The organism is Pandoraea sp. 64-18, from assembly GCF_001899225.1.
Taxonomy (GTDB): Bacteria; Pseudomonadota; Gammaproteobacteria; order Burkholderiales; family Burkholderiaceae; genus Pandoraea; species Pandoraea cepalis.
Genome location: NZ_MKVU01000006.1, coordinates 468,571 through 483,137 on the forward strand (window position 1 = coordinate 468,571; position 14,567 = coordinate 483,137).

Genomic DNA, 14,567 nt, shown 5'->3' on the forward strand with positions numbered 1-14,567 from the left:
CTCAAAACCGATCGCACTGACAATTTTCGGACATTATTTAACGCAAATCATGGACTTAGCGGCCCTCATGAGCCCAGACAAGGTATAATTCTCGGTTCCCCTAAATCGATTTTTCGATGGTTGGGTTGTTCACTGCTTTCAAGCTAGTCGGGAGTGGGAATGTCCAATCTAAGCAGCGCTTTGCAACTCAAACCGGCCTCGAGCCAACTGCCGGTCTACACGTATTTCGACGAGGCGCTCCTCGCCCGCGAACGTGAAGTCCTCTTCGAACATGGTCCCCGCTACGTAGGCCACGAGCTGATGGTGCCCGACGCCGGCGACTATTTTGCGCTGCCTGCCGAACAGGAAGGTCGCATGCTGGTGCGCAATGGCGCGGGCCAGCATGGCGGCATCGAACTGCTCTCGAACGTCTGCCGTCATCGTCAGGCGATCATGCTGGGCGGCCGTGGCAATGCACGCAACATCGTGTGCCCGCTCCACCGCTGGACTTACGACACGAAGGGCGAACTGCTCGGCGCGCCGCACTTCCCGGAGAAGCCCTGCCTGAACCTCGGCAAGTTCCCGCTGCAACGCTGGAACGGACTGCTGTTCGAAGCGCAGGGCCGCGACGTCCAGGCCGATCTTGCCCGTCTGGGCGTCAAGCATCATCTCGACTTTTCGAACTTCATGTTCGATCACGTTGAAGTGCATGAATGCAATTACAACTGGAAGACGTTCATCGAGGTCTATCTCGAGGACTATCACGTCGTGCCGTTCCATCCCGGGCTGGGCAGCTTCGTTTCCTGCGAAGACCTGAGCTGGGAATTCGGCGACTGGTATAGCGTTCAGACAGTCGGCGTGCACGAAGGTCTTGCCAAACCGGGCAGCCCGATCTATCGACAGTGGCACGACGTGCTGATGCGGTACCGCGAAGGCGTGCCGCCGGACTTCGGCGCGATCTGGATGGTTTACTACCCGCATCTGATGATCGAGTGGTATCCGCACGTGCTGGTGGTGTCCTGGCTGATTCCGCGCGGACCGCAGAAAACGACGAACATCGTCGAATTCTATTACCCCGAGGAAATCGCGCTCTTCGAACGCGAATTCATCGAGGCCGAGCGGGCCGCGTATATGGAAACCGCCCGCGAAGACGACGAGATCGCCGAGCGCATGGATGCCGGCCGCCGTGCCTTGTTCGATCGCGGCGTGTCGGAAGTCGGTCCGTATCAAAGCCCGATGGAAGACGGCATGCAGCACTTCCATGAGTTCTTGCGCCGCCAGATGGGCGATTTCTGAGCGCTGGCACGCCAGCACGTCTCACGGGTTGAGACGGTTAGCGTGTCTGACTGAGACACCACCGAGCGGCCAATGTGGCGCCCGCGAGACTGAATTAAATATTTGCCGAAATTTCGGAGAACGGCGGGCCATCGGCCCGCCGTTTTCGTTAGAATCGTCGCAACGTTCTCGACATGACCGCGCGGGCACTCCATCTGCCGCACGCGTCGCCCGCGCTCGGTTCACCGCGCTTCAGCTCGCTTCTTCGCCGTCAATCGGCCCCCATTCGCCATGCAATCGCTCTGGATGTTGGTCTCCGCCTTCATGTTCACGTTGATGGGGCTATTCATCAAGCTGGCGGCAAACGAATACAACACCGGCGAAATCATTCTCTACCGCAGCCTTATCGGTGTCATCGTTTTGCTGGTGTTGGCGCGCGCACGCGGTCATTCGATTCGAACACGCCACCTCGGCGCGCACGTCAAACGCAGTACTGCCGGCGTGATCTCACTCGGCCTGTGGTTCTATTCCCTGACGCAACTGCCGCTTTCCACGGCGATGACCCTCAATTACATGTCGCCGATCTGGATCTCCCTGATCGTGATGGCGACGGCGGCCATGCGCGGCAGCCTGCGAGCCGACTTCCGCCTGGTCGCCGCGATCTTTGCGGGATTCGTCGGTGTTGCCCTGTTGCTCCAGCCGACCATCGACAGCCAGGCGTGGACTGCCGGCGTGGCGGGCGTCGTCTCGGGCGTGTTCTCGGCCATCGCGTACATGCAGGTCAAGGACCTTGGCGCGGCGGGGGAACCCGATTGGCGCATCGTCTTCTATTTCTCGCTGGGCGGGGTACTGCTAGGCCTCGGCTGGGTCGCCATCGACGGCATGCACGCGCTGACCTGGCGCAGCGCCGGCCTCATGCTCGGAGTCGGTATCGCGGCGCTCGTCGCCCAAACGGCACTCACCCGAGCCTTCAGTTTGGGCAACACGCTGGTCACTGCGAATCTGCAATATTCCGGCGTAATCTTCGCTACACTGATCAGCATGCTTGTCTGGGACGATTGGCCCGCGCTGGCCGGCTGGATCGGCATGCTGCTCATTGTGGCGAGCGGCATGACCGCACTGCGCCGACCGTCGGCCACGGCCTGATGCCGGGCGGTTCCCGCTGCCCGTTCCCCCACGCCCGCCTGCGGAGACGCCATGATTCACACGCACTTCACCACGCTCATCAGCCCGCAAAATCTTGACGCGCTGATGCAAACCGCCGCCGACGGCGGTGCCCCGGTGATCCTCTTCGATTGCCGATTCGATCTCGCGAATCCGACGGCCGGCGAAACGGCGTATGTCGACGGCCACCTCTTCGGTGCCTTCTACACTCACCTCGAACGCGACCTGTCGGGAAAGACGACAGGCAAGAACGGTCGCCATCCGCTGCCCGAGCGCGACACCCTCGCCCGCCAACTCGCCGCGTGCGGGTTGTCGAAGGGCCAGCAAGTGGTGGCTTACGACGCGCAAGGTGGCGTCTACGCCGCCCGCCTGTGGTGGCTGCTGCGCTGGCTCGGCCACGAGTCGGTTGCCGTGCTCGATGGCGGCTTGCAGGCCTGGGAAGCGGCCGGCTTCACGCTCGACGCCGCCCCGCCCGAAGCGCCGCCACCGGGTGATTTCACCGCAGGCGAGCCGCTCGCCACCACCGCCGATGCGGCGGCCATCGAGCGCAACCTGACGTCGCACGAGCGACTGGTCGTCGATGCACGGTCACCGGATCGGTATCGCGGCGAGAACGAAACCCTCGATCCGATCGGCGGCCACATTCCCGGTGCGGTCAATCACTTCTTCAAGGACAACCTCGGCCCGGATGGGCGCTTCAAACCCGCCGCCGCCCTGCGGGAAGCGTTCGCGCAGGTCCTAGGAAAGGACCGCCTGCCCGAGCGCGTCATATCGCAATGCGGCTCAGGCGTGACGGCTTGCCACAATCTACTGGCGATGGAGGTCGCGGGCCTTCATGGGGCCAGCCTCTATGCGGGGTCGTGGAGCGAGTGGTGTGCGGACAAGCGCCGCCCGGTCGCCACCGGCGCCCAGCCGTAAGCCCCGCCGGCACCTGCCAACGACATCGCCAGGGCGCTGCTGGGGGCCTCATGGTCGCGACCGTGGGCGTGCTCGTGATCGTGGCCGTTGAGCCACACCACCAGCGCCAGTCCCACCGCGATCAGCAGAATCTGGGGCAGCGCGTCGCGCGGCGACGTGCGGCGCTGCATCTGCGGCATCAGATCCGACACGGCGATATAGATGAAGCTGCTTGCCGCCAGCGCCAGCAAATACGGGATCAGGCTCTGAAGACGGTCGAGCATGAAGTAACCGAGCACACCGCCGGCCAGCGCCGTGAGGCTCGAGGCCAGCGTCAGCACCAACGCCTTGCGACGCGGAAAGCCGGCGTTGAGCAGCACCATGAAGTCGCCGAGCTTGTGCGCCACCTCGTGGACCGTGATGGATACCGTTGCCGCAACCCCGAGGCGCGGATCGGTGAGGAACGCCGCCGCGATCACGACACCATCGGCAAAGTTGTGAATCGCGCTGCCGACCAGAATCATCCAGCCGCCTTTGCCTGCTTCATGGGCGTCGTGCCCGTGCTCATGGTGATGCCCATCGCCCTCGTGATGATGGCTATGGCGCAACAGCGCCAGCTTCTCCAGCAGGAAAAAGCCGAGCAAACCGCCCAGCAGCCAACCGGTGATGACGTGCGCATCGACGTGCGACTCAAGGCTTTCCGGCAGCAGATGCAGCAGCGCCGTGCCAAGCAGCACGCCCGCCGAAAAGCTGACCATCTTGTCGATGAGCTTCGAGAGCAGGCCAAGCGACAGCGACGCCGCGCCGGCAAGGCTCAGCACGCCGGAAGCCAGCGTGGCGATAACGATGAATAGAAAGATGGCGTCGATGGTGATTCTCCCGCAGGCAAGGCGGCGATTTAACCAGCTTTTCCCGTGACAGGCAAACCGTCGGGTCCGGAAGCACAGTGGCGTACCGCCCCACCGACGGGCTCAATGGCTCCGCCAGCCGGCCCGCAACAGCGGCGGCTCACGCCACGCCGTGTTTGTGCAGCCAGGCCAATGCCAATGCCCAACCTTCCTTCGCGTCGGCTTCGACATAGCTCGACCGGTAATCTGCGAAGAATGCATGCCCTGAATTCGGGAATACCTTCAACTTCGAGGCCCTCGACGCCGCATTGCCCCGTGCAAGGGCCTCGCGTGCCTGTTCCACGCTTGTCACGGGAATGCCTTGGTCCTTGCCGCCGTACAGGCCGAGCAGCGGTCCGTGCAGCTTGCCCGCGATATCGATCGGCTGGCTCGGGAAATCCGGACTCCTGTCACCAACGATGCGCCCATACCAGGCCACCGCCGCCTTCACGTTGGGATTGTGCGCGTCGTAGAGCCAGGCGACGCGTCCGCCCCAGCAGAAGCCGGTAATGGCGATACGCTTCTCGTCTCCGCCATTGGCCAGCGCCCACTTGAGCGTCGCGTCGATGTCGCGCATCACCTGTTCGTCCGGTGTCTTGGCGACGATCTGCGACTGAATCTCGGCAATCGTGCCCAGCGACTGCGGATCGCCCGCGCGCGCGAACAGTTCCGGCGCGACCGCCAAATAACCGAGTTTGGCGAAACGTCGGCAGATATCGGCGATATGCTGATGCACGCCGAAGATCTCCGAAACCACGACGATGGTCGGCAGATGCGTCTTGCCCGCAGGCTTCGCGTAGTAGACCGGCATTTTGATGTCGGGCACGTCGAGCAGGGTTTCGCCCGCCTCCAGCCCTTGCGTGTCGGTCGTGATCGTTTCGGCCGCCACCGGCAGCACGGCCAGCGCAAACGCCGAACCGACGGCGGTCTTCAGAAAATCGCGCCGGTTGCTCGGCGCCACTTCGGGCACAAGACTATCCAGATCCGCTTGCGACATGTCGTACTCCAGGGAAACACGTCAGTAAAGGCATGCCGGGGAGACCGCCAACGGAAACGTCGGGATGCGCCACCGCCCCGGGGCCGGACGTTGGGATCTTACTAGAGTGAAGATGCGCTTGCACTCGGACGCCGGCGCGACGGCGATCGGAACCCTCCGAAACGGGTACCCACCGCCACAGCGCAGGCCGCCTGGCACACGGTCAGGCCGCGACCCCGTCCGAACGGACCAGCGGCAAAACGCCAACCCAGCGTCAGCCCATCGTCAGTGCAGCTTCACGCGCGGCACGGTCGAACGACGCAGGCGATTGGCAACGGTATCGAGCATCATGCGCCAGACCCCATGCAGCGCCGCCACGTGCATGCGATAGAGCGACGTGTACATCACCCGCGCAAACAGCCCTTCGATGAACATGCTGCCGCCGATGAGCCCGCCCATCAGATTGCCCACCGCACTGAACTTGCCCAACGAGACAAGCGAACCGAAATCGCGATAAGTGAACGTCGGCAGGCTTTGCCCTTTGAGCCGGGCGTCAATCGCCTTGACCAGGAAGCTCGCCTGCTGGTGCGCCGCTTGCGCGCGCGGCGGCACGAAGCCATGCTCCGGCCACTCGCAACTCGCGCAGTCGCCGAACGCGAAGATGTCCGGATCCGACTTGCTTTGCAGCGTCGGCAACACTTCGATCTGGTTCAGACGATTGACGGCAAGCCCCAGTTGTCCCAGCACCAGCGGCGCCGTAATGCCCGCCGACCAGACCGTGATGTCCGCCGGCAGCACACGGCCCCCGGTCGTCGTGACTTCATTCTTGCGCACCTCGGCGACCGAATCGCCACACAGGATGTCGACGTCGAGCTTGCCCAGCAACCCGGCCACCGCTCCCGATACACGCTCCGGCAGCGCCTTCAGAATGCGCGGACTCGATTCGATGATGGTGATGCGCACGTCCTTGCGCGGATCGAGCTTCAACCCGTAGGAGCGCAACACTTCCGCCGTGTTGCGCAGCTCCGCCGACAGTTCAACGCCGGTCGCGCCGGCCCCCACGATGACGAGGTTGACCTTGGGGCGGCCTTCAACCTTGGGGGCCGGTGAAACCGCCGTATCGGGCGGCACGTCATGAATGTCTTGCGCGACCGGCGCCGCCAGCGCGCTCGGCACGGGCGCTTCGGCTTCATTCTGCGCGCGCACGCAGGCGGCCATCAGCCGACGACGGAAGCGCTCGGCCTGCTCGACGGTATCGAGTGCGATGGTATTTTCCTGAGCGCCGGCCACCCCGAAGAAGTTGGTCGTGCTGCCGATGGCGAGCACGAGCGTGTCATACGCCAATGTACGCTCGGGCAGCAAATCGCCCTCGCCTTCGTCGGCTGCCGCAGGCACCGCCGCCAGCCGGATCGTCCGGTTCGCGCGATCCAGACCGATCATCTCGCCGGCCGCAAACTCGAATCGATGCCAGTTGGCCTGAGCGACATACGAGAGCTGATGCGTTGCGGTGTCCATGACACCGGCAGCGACCTCGTGCAACAGCGGCTTCCAGATGTGCGACAAGGACCGGTCGACCAACGTCACCTGAACGTCCTTGCCACGCCCGTACTTGTCGCCCAGTCGGGTGACAAGCTCCAGACCGCCGGCGCCGCCGCCGACCACAACGATACGATGCACACTCACAATAACTCCCCGTGCTTGGAAAACCGTCCGGCCGGTCGGCATTTGCCGCGCCGGCGATAGCGATTACCTTACCGCAGAGTGCGGAGTTCGGGTATGGCTGTCACCCTATTCCCGCTATTGAGCCATGCGATACGGGCCGACAGCGGCGTCGGCCAAGGCGGGGGGCCGCCCGTGCGACGCACTCACTTTAGGTGTCAACCCAACGCCGTTCAATGGGCCTGTTCCCAATTCTCGCCCACGCCGACCTCGGCCACGAGGGGCACGCGCAACTTCGCCACGCCGCACATCAGTTCCGGCAAACGCTTGCGAACCTCGGCCAGTTCATGGTCGGGCACTTCAAGCACCAGTTCATCGTGCACCTGCATGATCTGACGCGTCTGCAGGCCGCTGTCGTCCAACCAGCGCTGCACGGCGATCATCGAGAGTTTGATGAGATCGGCGGCCGTGCCCTGCATCGGGGCATTGATGGCGGCGCGCTCGGCGGCCTGGCGGCGCGGTCCGTTGCCGCCATTGATGTCCGGTAGCCACAGACGGCGTCCGAAGACCGTTTCGACATAGCCGCGCGCCTTCGCACTCTTGCGCGTCTCGTCCATGTAACGCGCCACGCCCGGGTAGCGCATGAAATAGCGGTCGATGTACTGCTTGGCGGCGTCGCGTTCGATACCGAGGTTCGCGGCCAGCCCGAACGCGCTCATGCCGTAGATCAAACCGAAGTTGATGACCTTGGCGTAGCGACGTTGTTCGTTCGACACCTCGATCGGCGTGACGGCGAAGATTTCCGCCGCCGTGGCGCGGTGAATGTCCTCGCCGTTGGCGAATGCGCGCAGCAGACTTTCGTCGCCCGAGATATGCGCCATGATGCGCAGCTCGATCTGCGAGTAGTCCGCCGACACCAGTTGGCTGCCCTGGGGTGCAATGAACGCCTCGCGAATGCGGCGCCCCTCGGCCGTGCGCACGGGAATGTTCTGCAAATTCGGATCGTTCGACGCCAGGCGACCGGTGATCGCCACGGCCTGCGCATAGTTCGTGTGCACGCGGCCAGTCGAGGCATTGACCATCTTCGGCAACTTGTCGGTGTACGTCGACTTGAGCTTGGCAAGGCCGCGGTAATCGAGCAGCACCTTCGGTAACGGATAGTCTTCGGCGAGCTTCTGCAGCACTTCCTCGTCGGTCGACGGGGCACCGCTCGCCGTCTTCTTGACGATCGGCAGTTGCAGCTGCGTGAAGAAAATGTCGCCGATCTGCTTGGGCGAATTCAGATTGAACTGCTGCCCGGCCAGTGTGTACGCTTCGGCTTCGAGCGCGACCAGCTTCTGGCCGATCTCGTCGCTCTGTGCGGCCAGACGGGCAGTGTCGACAAGCACGCCGTTGCGCTCCATGCGTTGCAGCACGCGCGCCGTGGGCATTTCGATGTCTCGGTAGACGAACTCCAGCGTGGCTTCACGCGCCACATCGGGATAGATCGCGCGGTGCAGTCGCAGCGTGATGTCGGCGTCTTCGGCGGCGTAGGCAGTCGCGCGCTCGACGGTCACTTCGTCGAAGCCGATCTGCTTGGCGCCCTTGCCGCACACCTCTTCGTATTTGATCGTCGTCACGCCGAGATGGCGCGCGGCCAGGCCGTCCATGTCATGGCCGCGGTGCGATTCGAGCACGTACGACTGAAGCATCGTGTCGTGTGCAATGCCGCGCAACACGATGCCGTAGTTCTCCAGCACGTGGGCATCGTACTTGAGGTTCTGTCCCACCTTCTTGTGGTCCGGACTTTCGAGCCAATGCTTCAGGCGCGCCAGGACTTCGTCTCGCGGCAATTGGTCGACATCGCCCGGCGCGCGATGCGCCACCGGAATGTAGGCGGCGCGTCCCGGTTCGCAGGACAACGACAGGCCAACCAGTTGCGCCTGCATCGCGTCGAGCGAGGTGGTCTCGGTATCGAATGCCGTCAACTCGGCCGACTCGATGATCTTCAGCCATGCGTCGAACTGCGCCCACGTCAGCACCGCTTCGTACTCTCGCTCGATCGTGTCGGCCACAGGTGCCGGCGCCGGCTCACCGGCCTGCGTGGCAACGGCGGCCTGCGCTTCGCGCAGCAAGGTCTTGAAGCCGTGACGCACGAAGAAATCGCGCAGCGTTTCGACATCTTCGGGCTGCGACTGCAAGCTCGCGTCGATGGAGGTGACCTGCGGTGCGAGATCGCAATCGAGCGCAACCGTCACCAGCTTGCGCCCCATCGGCAGCCAGTCGAGCGCGCGGCGCAGGTTCTCGCCCGCCGCCCCTTTCACCTCCGCGGCGTTCGCCACGAGATTGTCGAGATCGCCGTATTGCGCGAGCCACTTGACGGCCGTCTTCGGCCCGCATTTGTCCACGCCCGGCACGTTATCGACCGTGTCACCGACAAGCGTGAGGTAATCGACGATGCGCTCGGGCGGCACGCCGAATTTCGCGGTGACGCCGGCGGCATCGAGCGTTTCGTTCGTCATTGTGTTGACCAGCGTCACGCGGTCGTTCACGAGTTGCGCCAGATCCTTGTCGCCGGTGGAGACGACCACGCGCATGCCGCGCTCGGCCGCTTGCCTTGCCAGCGTGCCGATGACGTCATCGGCCTCCACGCCATCGATCATCAACAGCGGCCAGCCCATGGCGCGCACCGCCTCGTGAATCGGCTCGATCTGCGCGCGCAGATCTTCCGGCATCGACGGTCGATTCGCTTTGTATTCGGGGTACCAATCGTCGCGAAACGTCTTGCCCTTGGCATCGAAAACGCAGGCGCTATACTCTGCGTGGACGTCTTTACGCATGCGGCGCAGCATATTGACGATGCCGTGAAGCGCCCCCGTCGGCTCGCCATTGGGACCGCGCAAATCCGGCAGGGCGTGATAGGCTCGATAGAGATAACTCGAACCATCGACCAATAAGAGCGTCTTACCTTCCAGACTTTGCTGTTCCGACATATGACCAAGAGAAGAAAAGAAATACCGAGTCTGCGCATGCTGGCAGACCATGAGCGCGCCACCGCAAAAAAGGCGCGCGCGTCGTGGCAGATGTTCACGATTATGGCAGAGTTCATCGAGGCGACCGAGTACCTGTCCGAGATCCGGCCGGCCGTCAGCATCTACGGCAGCGCGCGCATCAAGCCGAAATCGCCGTTTTACAAACTGACGATGACCATCGCCCGGAAATTCTCCGACAATGGCTTTGCCGTCATCTCCGGCGGCGGGCCCGGCATCATGGAAGCCGCCAACAAGGGCGCGCACGGTGGCGCCTCGCCGACCGTCGGCCTGAACATCGAACTGCCGCACGAACAAAAGGGCAATCAGTACCAGGACATCTCACTGCGTTTCCGACACTTCTTCACGCGCAAGGTCACGTTCGTGAAGAACTCGGACGCGTTCGTCATCATGCCGGGGGGCTTTGGCACGCTCGACGAACTGTCCGAAGTCCTCACGCTCATCCAGACGCAGAAGTCGCGCCAGGTGCCCGTGATTCTCGTCGGCACGGAATTCTGGAAGGGACTGCTCGAATGGGTGCGCTCGACGATGTTGCCGATGGGCCTCATCGGCGAAAAGGATCTCGATCTGGTGCAGGTCATGGACGACCCCGACGACATCCTCAAAGCGGTGTTCGCGTTCTACGACGGCCACATCGAGCCCGAAACGGAAAGCAGCGAGAAGATGTTCTACCTGTAATCGCGACGGGCAGCCGCCCAAGCGTCATCGTCCAAAGTCAATACGGCGCCGCGAATGATCGCTGGCGCCGTATTCTTATGTGGCAGACGGAATATCTGCCGGCGGGGGATGTCGATCAGCAGCCGGTGTCGCGTGGTGTCGTTTCCACGGCCAGACCGAACAACGGGCGCAGGCGCGTGCCGAACACGTTGCCCGCAAACGCCGCCGCCAACCACAGCCAACCGTGCAGGCTGCCCGAGACGATGCCGCTGAAGTACGCGCCGATATTGCAGCCGTACGCCAGACGTGCGCCGTAACCGAGCAGCAATCCGCCGATGACCGCCGCGAGCAGCGAACGCGCTGGAATCTTCCACACGGGGGCAAACTTGCCTGCGATGGACGCGGCCGCGAGGGAGCCGAGAATGATCCCGATGTCCATGACGGTGGTGACGTCCTGTGCGATCGGCGCGTTCAGTACATTGGCCTGCTTCGCCCAGTACGGCCACGAGGCTACGTCAATGCCCAGCGCCATGAACGCCTTGGCGCCCCACAACGCGAACGCCGATGTCACGCCCCACGGACGGCCGGCCAATGCCAGCGTGGCGTAATTGAGCAGCACGAGCGCCAGCGCACCCCACACCAGCGGCCAGGGGCCACGCAGCAACGCGGGCGTGCCCGTTGCGCTGCGCGTCATCGGCACACCGACGACACGGCCGTGACGACGCTTCTCCGCCCACAGCGTCAAGCCACCGATCGCGGCGAACAACGCCAGGTTGGCGACGAGCGCAGGCCACAAGCCCCACGTCATGACCAGCGAGACCGGCTTGATATGCGGCAGTGCTTCCCACCACGGCAGATGCGCCGTTGCCACCACCGACCCCACGACAAACGCCGCTAGCGTGACGATCATGCGCGTGCTGCCGCCCCCCACGGTATAGAGCGTGCCCGACGCGCAACCGCCGCCGAGTTGCATGCCGACACCGAACATGAAGGCGCCGAACGCCACCGACACGCCAACCGGCGAGACGAAGCCGGCTACCTTGTTACCGAAGAGCACGCCATCCGCCAGCGCGGGAAAGAACAGCACGACACCAACCGCGAGCATGACCATCTGTGCGCGCAGACCCGCACCGCGCCGGTCGGCGATGAACACGCGCCAGGCCGACGTGAAGCCGAATGCGGCGTGGTAAAGCGTCACGCCAAGCAAGGCGCCGATACCGGCCAGTGCGGCCTGCTTCGGCCCTACGGTGGCCTGCACGTAGGCGATGCCCACAACGATCAGCACCAGCGCGATGGCGAGCGGCCGCGCGTTATAGGAGGACGGCGAAGGCGGGGCCGTTTTGACGGCGGCCGAGGCGGCGGATAACGACATGATTTGGGACTCCAGAATGCAGATGGGCGACACACGGCCGCCCATCAAGACAATGACGCAGGATGCCAGAAGATGACTTCAACGAAAACGATTGTCTCGCGATTTATTTATAACCAAAAGCAATATAAAGATGCTAAGCGTATGCAATCGAATCGCTTAACCCTGCGCCGATGACGAGAAAAAATACGCGTCTACGGCATGGCATCCCTCGACAGGCCAGCCACGACGGCACATTCGACGCGATTTCACGATGCGAAGCGGGGGACGTTTGATAGAATGTAAACATTGGAACCCGTTGCGTCGGCCAGGCTTGCCTCACGCGCCGCGAATGCGTTCCCGCCCTCGGAGAATAATGATGACAACGCGCTTTTCCCGTGTCCTGCCCCTGATGATCGGTGCGGGCCTGCTGTTCGCGGGCCATGCCTTCGCCCAGGATGGTCAGGAGACCTCCGCGCAGGCCGCCAAACGCGAGGCCGACGCCCGCGCCGCCGCCACCAGCAAATCGTCGGTCGACGTCAACCAGGAGCGCAAGCCGAGCTACTACGTCAACGACCAAGGCACCACCGTGACCGAGTTCCGCGACCGCGGCAAACCCACGGAGGTCGATGTCCATTCGCGTTTCGGCACCAATTACCAATTGACCACGCCGCCGGACAACGCGCCGCGCACGCGCGACAACACGTCGCAAAACGACCGTTTGCCGTCCGTCGGCCTGAAGTTCTGACGTCTCTGGTAATCTGAGCCACCTCCGCGCGCCGCCCAGCGGTGCGCCTGCATCCTGTCTGTTTCACACCAGCGGCCCGCTGCACGTGCGCGGGCCGTTTGTCTGAGACATCTCCACTTAACGCACGCATGGCCGTTTTCACTACCGTCTCGCCCGAGCAGCTCCAGGCATGGCTGCAACGCTACGATCTGGGGAATGTTCTCGATTTTCGGGGCATCAGCTCCGGCATCGAGAACACCAACTACTTCCTGACGACCGAGCGCGGCGAGTTCGTGCTGACGCTGTTCGAGAAGCTCACGGCCACGCAGCTGCCGTTTTACCTCCAGTTGATGGGCCATCTCGCCCATCACGGCGTGCCGGTGCCCGATCCGATGCCCGATCGCACGGGCGAGATTCTGAGCGAGTTGAACGGCAAGCCCGCCACCATTGTCACCAAGCTGGCCGGACGCTCCGAGCTGGCCCCCACGCCCGAACACTGTGCGCATGTCGGGGCGATGCTGGCACGCATGCATCTGGCCGGGCGCGACTTCACGCTGGAGCAAGCCAATCTGCGCAGCCTGCCCTGGTGGCGCGAAGCCGCCCCCGAGGTCACGCCGTTCCTGAGCTCCGCCGAACGCGCCTTACTGGATAGCGAGATGGCGCATCAGACGGCGTTCTTCGCGTCGAGTCACTATCGTGCCATGCAGGCGGGTCCGTGCCACTGCGATCTGTTCCGTGACAATGTGCTGTTCGACAAGGCCGACGACGGTTCGCCACGATTGGGCGGATTCTTCGATTTCTACTTCGCGGGCTGCGACAAATGGCTGTTCGATCTGGCCGTGACGGTCAACGACTGGTGCTGCGACCTGTCGACCGGCGTGCTGGACGAGGCGCGTGTGCATGCCATGTTGCGCGCTTACGAGACGGTGCGCCCACTGACCGACATCGAAGCGTCGCACTGGCGCGACATGTTGCGCGCCGCCGCGCTGCGCTTCTGGCTGTCGCGCCTGTATGATTTTCACCTGCCACGGGCGGCCGAAATGCTCAAGCCGCACGATCCGGGGCATTTCGAACGAATCCTGCGCCAACGCATCGAAGCCCATTCCATCCCCTGGCGGTAACTCGACATCCTATCGGAGTCATTCGAACCCTATGCAATTGCTTGAAGTCCCGCCGAAGAGTGGATATGTGTGGCTGCGCCAAGGCATCTGGCTGTTCCGCAAGAACCCGCTCGCCATTCTGACGCTGCTCTTCGCCTATCTGTTCGGGGTGATGGTGCTTTCGATCCTGCCGGTCGTGGGCGCCTTCCTGCCGCTGCTGTTCATCCCAGGCCTGTCGGTGGGTTTCATGGCGGCCTGTCGCGACATCATCAAGAACAAGCAGGTGTTGCCCCACGTATTGCTCGACGGCTTTCGCGGCCACGGCAAGGAAGTCTCGCGCCGGCTGCTCATGCTAGGCGGTTACTACATTGTGGCGATGACCGTCGTGTTCCTGTTCTCGGCGCTGTTCGACGGCGGCGACCTGGTCAACAAGATGCTCTTCGATGGCCGCATCAGCGAAGAGTCGCTCACCAACGGCTCGATGGGCCAGGCGATGCTGGCGGTGGCGGTGGCCTACATACCGGTGGCGATGATGTTCTGGTTCGCGCCGGTGCTCGTGGCCTGGCACGACATCCCACCCATCAAGGCGCTGTTCTTCAGCTGGACGGCCTGCGTGCGCAACTTCCGTGCGTTCGTCGTCTACGGCCTGTGCACGGCGGTCGTCGCCACCGTGTTGCCGCTGATCGTGACGCTGGCGATGGCTGCGATGGGCATTCATCAATACGCGATGCTCTTGCTGATGCCTTACTCGATCCTGTTCACGGCCGTGCTGTATTGCTCGTTCTACGCGAGCTATCGCGGTTGCTTCGGCGTGCAGGAGATCGGCGCCATCGATCCGAACGTCGCCCCGCCTGAAGCGTAAGCGGAAA

The 14,567-nt window shown here is 63.4% G+C and carries 12 protein-coding genes; 7 read left to right on the top strand and 5 right to left on the bottom strand.

Annotation, left to right across the window (positions count from 1 at the left end; genetic code table 11):
• The first annotated feature begins 159 nt into the window (after window positions 1-159).
• The 3 genes from BGP02_RS04840 to BGP02_RS04850 all read left to right on the top strand — a co-directional run bounded on the left by BGP02_RS04840 (window position 160) and on the right by BGP02_RS04850 (window position 3,336).
• Window positions 160-1,275, top strand: coding sequence for an aromatic ring-hydroxylating oxygenase subunit alpha (locus BGP02_RS04840; protein ID WP_017231861.1), 1,116 nt, complete (start codon window positions 160-162; stop codon window positions 1,273-1,275).
• Between the two features lie 270 nt (window positions 1,276-1,545).
• Entirely contained in the window at window positions 1,546-2,400 is an 855-nt protein-coding gene (locus BGP02_RS04845; protein WP_017231862.1) for a DMT family transporter, read from the top strand.
• A 51-nt stretch (window positions 2,401-2,451) separates the two neighbouring features.
• The gene (locus BGP02_RS04850) at window positions 2,452-3,336 is read left to right on the top strand and encodes a sulfurtransferase (protein WP_017231863.1); all 885 of its coding nucleotides are present in this window, start codon (window positions 2,452-2,454) and stop codon (window positions 3,334-3,336) included.
• Here BGP02_RS04850 and BGP02_RS04855 read toward each other — a convergent pair.
• From BGP02_RS04855 to polA, 4 genes are all read right to left on the bottom strand, one after another.
• Window positions 3,267-4,184 carry a ZIP family metal transporter gene (locus tag BGP02_RS04855; RefSeq protein ID WP_369751545.1) on the bottom strand — a complete coding sequence of 306 codons (918 nt, stop codon included), beginning with the start codon at window positions 4,182-4,184 and terminating at the stop codon, window positions 3,267-3,269. The genes BGP02_RS04850 and BGP02_RS04855 overlap by 70 nt on opposite strands.
• Before the next feature lie 139 nt (window positions 4,185-4,323).
• Window positions 4,324-5,199, bottom strand: coding sequence for a dienelactone hydrolase family protein (locus tag BGP02_RS04860; protein ID WP_286798024.1), 876 nt, complete (start codon window positions 5,197-5,199; stop codon window positions 4,324-4,326).
• Window positions 5,200-5,463: 264 nt separating this feature from the next.
• On the bottom strand, window positions 5,464-6,855 hold the full coding sequence (locus BGP02_RS04865; RefSeq protein ID WP_286798026.1) for an NAD(P)/FAD-dependent oxidoreductase: 1,392 nt from the start codon (window positions 6,853-6,855) through the stop codon (window positions 5,464-5,466).
• Between the two features lie 215 nt (window positions 6,856-7,070).
• Window positions 7,071-9,809 (bottom strand): DNA polymerase I, encoded by a 2,739-nt coding sequence (polA, locus tag BGP02_RS04870; RefSeq protein ID WP_017231867.1) that lies wholly within the window; start codon window positions 9,807-9,809, stop codon window positions 7,071-7,073.
• Between polA and BGP02_RS04875 the strand changes: the two genes are divergently transcribed.
• On the top strand, window positions 9,810-10,544 hold the full coding sequence (locus tag BGP02_RS04875) for an LOG family protein (RefSeq protein ID WP_026131582.1): 735 nt from the start codon (window positions 9,810-9,812) through the stop codon (window positions 10,542-10,544).
• Window positions 10,545-10,659: 115 nt separating this feature from the next.
• Here BGP02_RS04875 and BGP02_RS04880 read toward each other — a convergent pair whose 3' ends face one another.
• Entirely contained in the window at window positions 10,660-11,895 is a 1,236-nt protein-coding gene (locus BGP02_RS04880; protein WP_286798029.1) for a YeeE/YedE family protein, read from the bottom strand.
• A gap of 355 nt (window positions 11,896-12,250) precedes the next feature.
• Between BGP02_RS04880 and BGP02_RS04885 the strand changes: the two genes are divergently transcribed.
• The 3 genes from BGP02_RS04885 to BGP02_RS04895 all read left to right on the top strand — a co-directional run bounded on the left by BGP02_RS04885 (window position 12,251) and on the right by BGP02_RS04895 (window position 14,560).
• Window positions 12,251-12,619, top strand: coding sequence for a hypothetical protein (locus BGP02_RS04885; RefSeq protein ID WP_017231870.1), 369 nt, complete (start codon window positions 12,251-12,253; stop codon window positions 12,617-12,619).
• Between the two features lie 128 nt (window positions 12,620-12,747).
• A complete protein-coding gene (locus BGP02_RS04890; RefSeq protein WP_017231871.1) occupies window positions 12,748-13,719 on the top strand; it encodes a homoserine kinase in 972 nt (323 codons plus the stop codon).
• A gap of 31 nt (window positions 13,720-13,750) precedes the next feature.
• Window positions 13,751-14,560, top strand: coding sequence for a BPSS1780 family membrane protein (locus tag BGP02_RS04895; RefSeq protein ID WP_017231872.1), 810 nt, complete (start codon window positions 13,751-13,753; stop codon window positions 14,558-14,560).
• Window positions 14,561-14,567 lie beyond the last annotated feature (7 nt).

Coding starts and splice junctions, on each gene's coding strand:
- BGP02_RS04840 (WP_017231861.1), top strand. CDS start 160: ATGTCCAATCTAAGCAGCGCTTTGCAACTCAAACCGGCCTCGAGCCAA.
- BGP02_RS04845 (WP_017231862.1), top strand. CDS start 1,546: ATGCAATCGCTCTGGATGTTGGTCTCCGCCTTCATGTTCACGTTGATG.
- BGP02_RS04850 (WP_017231863.1), top strand. CDS start 2,452: ATGATTCACACGCACTTCACCACGCTCATCAGCCCGCAAAATCTTGAC.
- BGP02_RS04860 (WP_286798024.1), bottom strand. CDS start 5,199: ATGTCGCAAGCGGATCTGGATAGTCTTGTGCCCGAAGTGGCGCCGAGC.
- polA (WP_017231867.1), bottom strand. CDS start 9,809: ATGTCGGAACAGCAAAGTCTGGAAGGTAAGACGCTCTTATTGGTCGAT.
- BGP02_RS04875 (WP_026131582.1), top strand. CDS start 9,810: ATGACCAAGAGAAGAAAAGAAATACCGAGTCTGCGCATGCTGGCAGAC.
- BGP02_RS04880 (WP_286798029.1), bottom strand. CDS start 11,895: ATGTCGTTATCCGCCGCCTCGGCCGCCGTCAAAACGGCCCCGCCTTCG.
- BGP02_RS04885 (WP_017231870.1), top strand. CDS start 12,251: ATGACAACGCGCTTTTCCCGTGTCCTGCCCCTGATGATCGGTGCGGGC.
- BGP02_RS04890 (WP_017231871.1), top strand. CDS start 12,748: ATGGCCGTTTTCACTACCGTCTCGCCCGAGCAGCTCCAGGCATGGCTG.
- BGP02_RS04895 (WP_017231872.1), top strand. CDS start 13,751: ATGCAATTGCTTGAAGTCCCGCCGAAGAGTGGATATGTGTGGCTGCGC.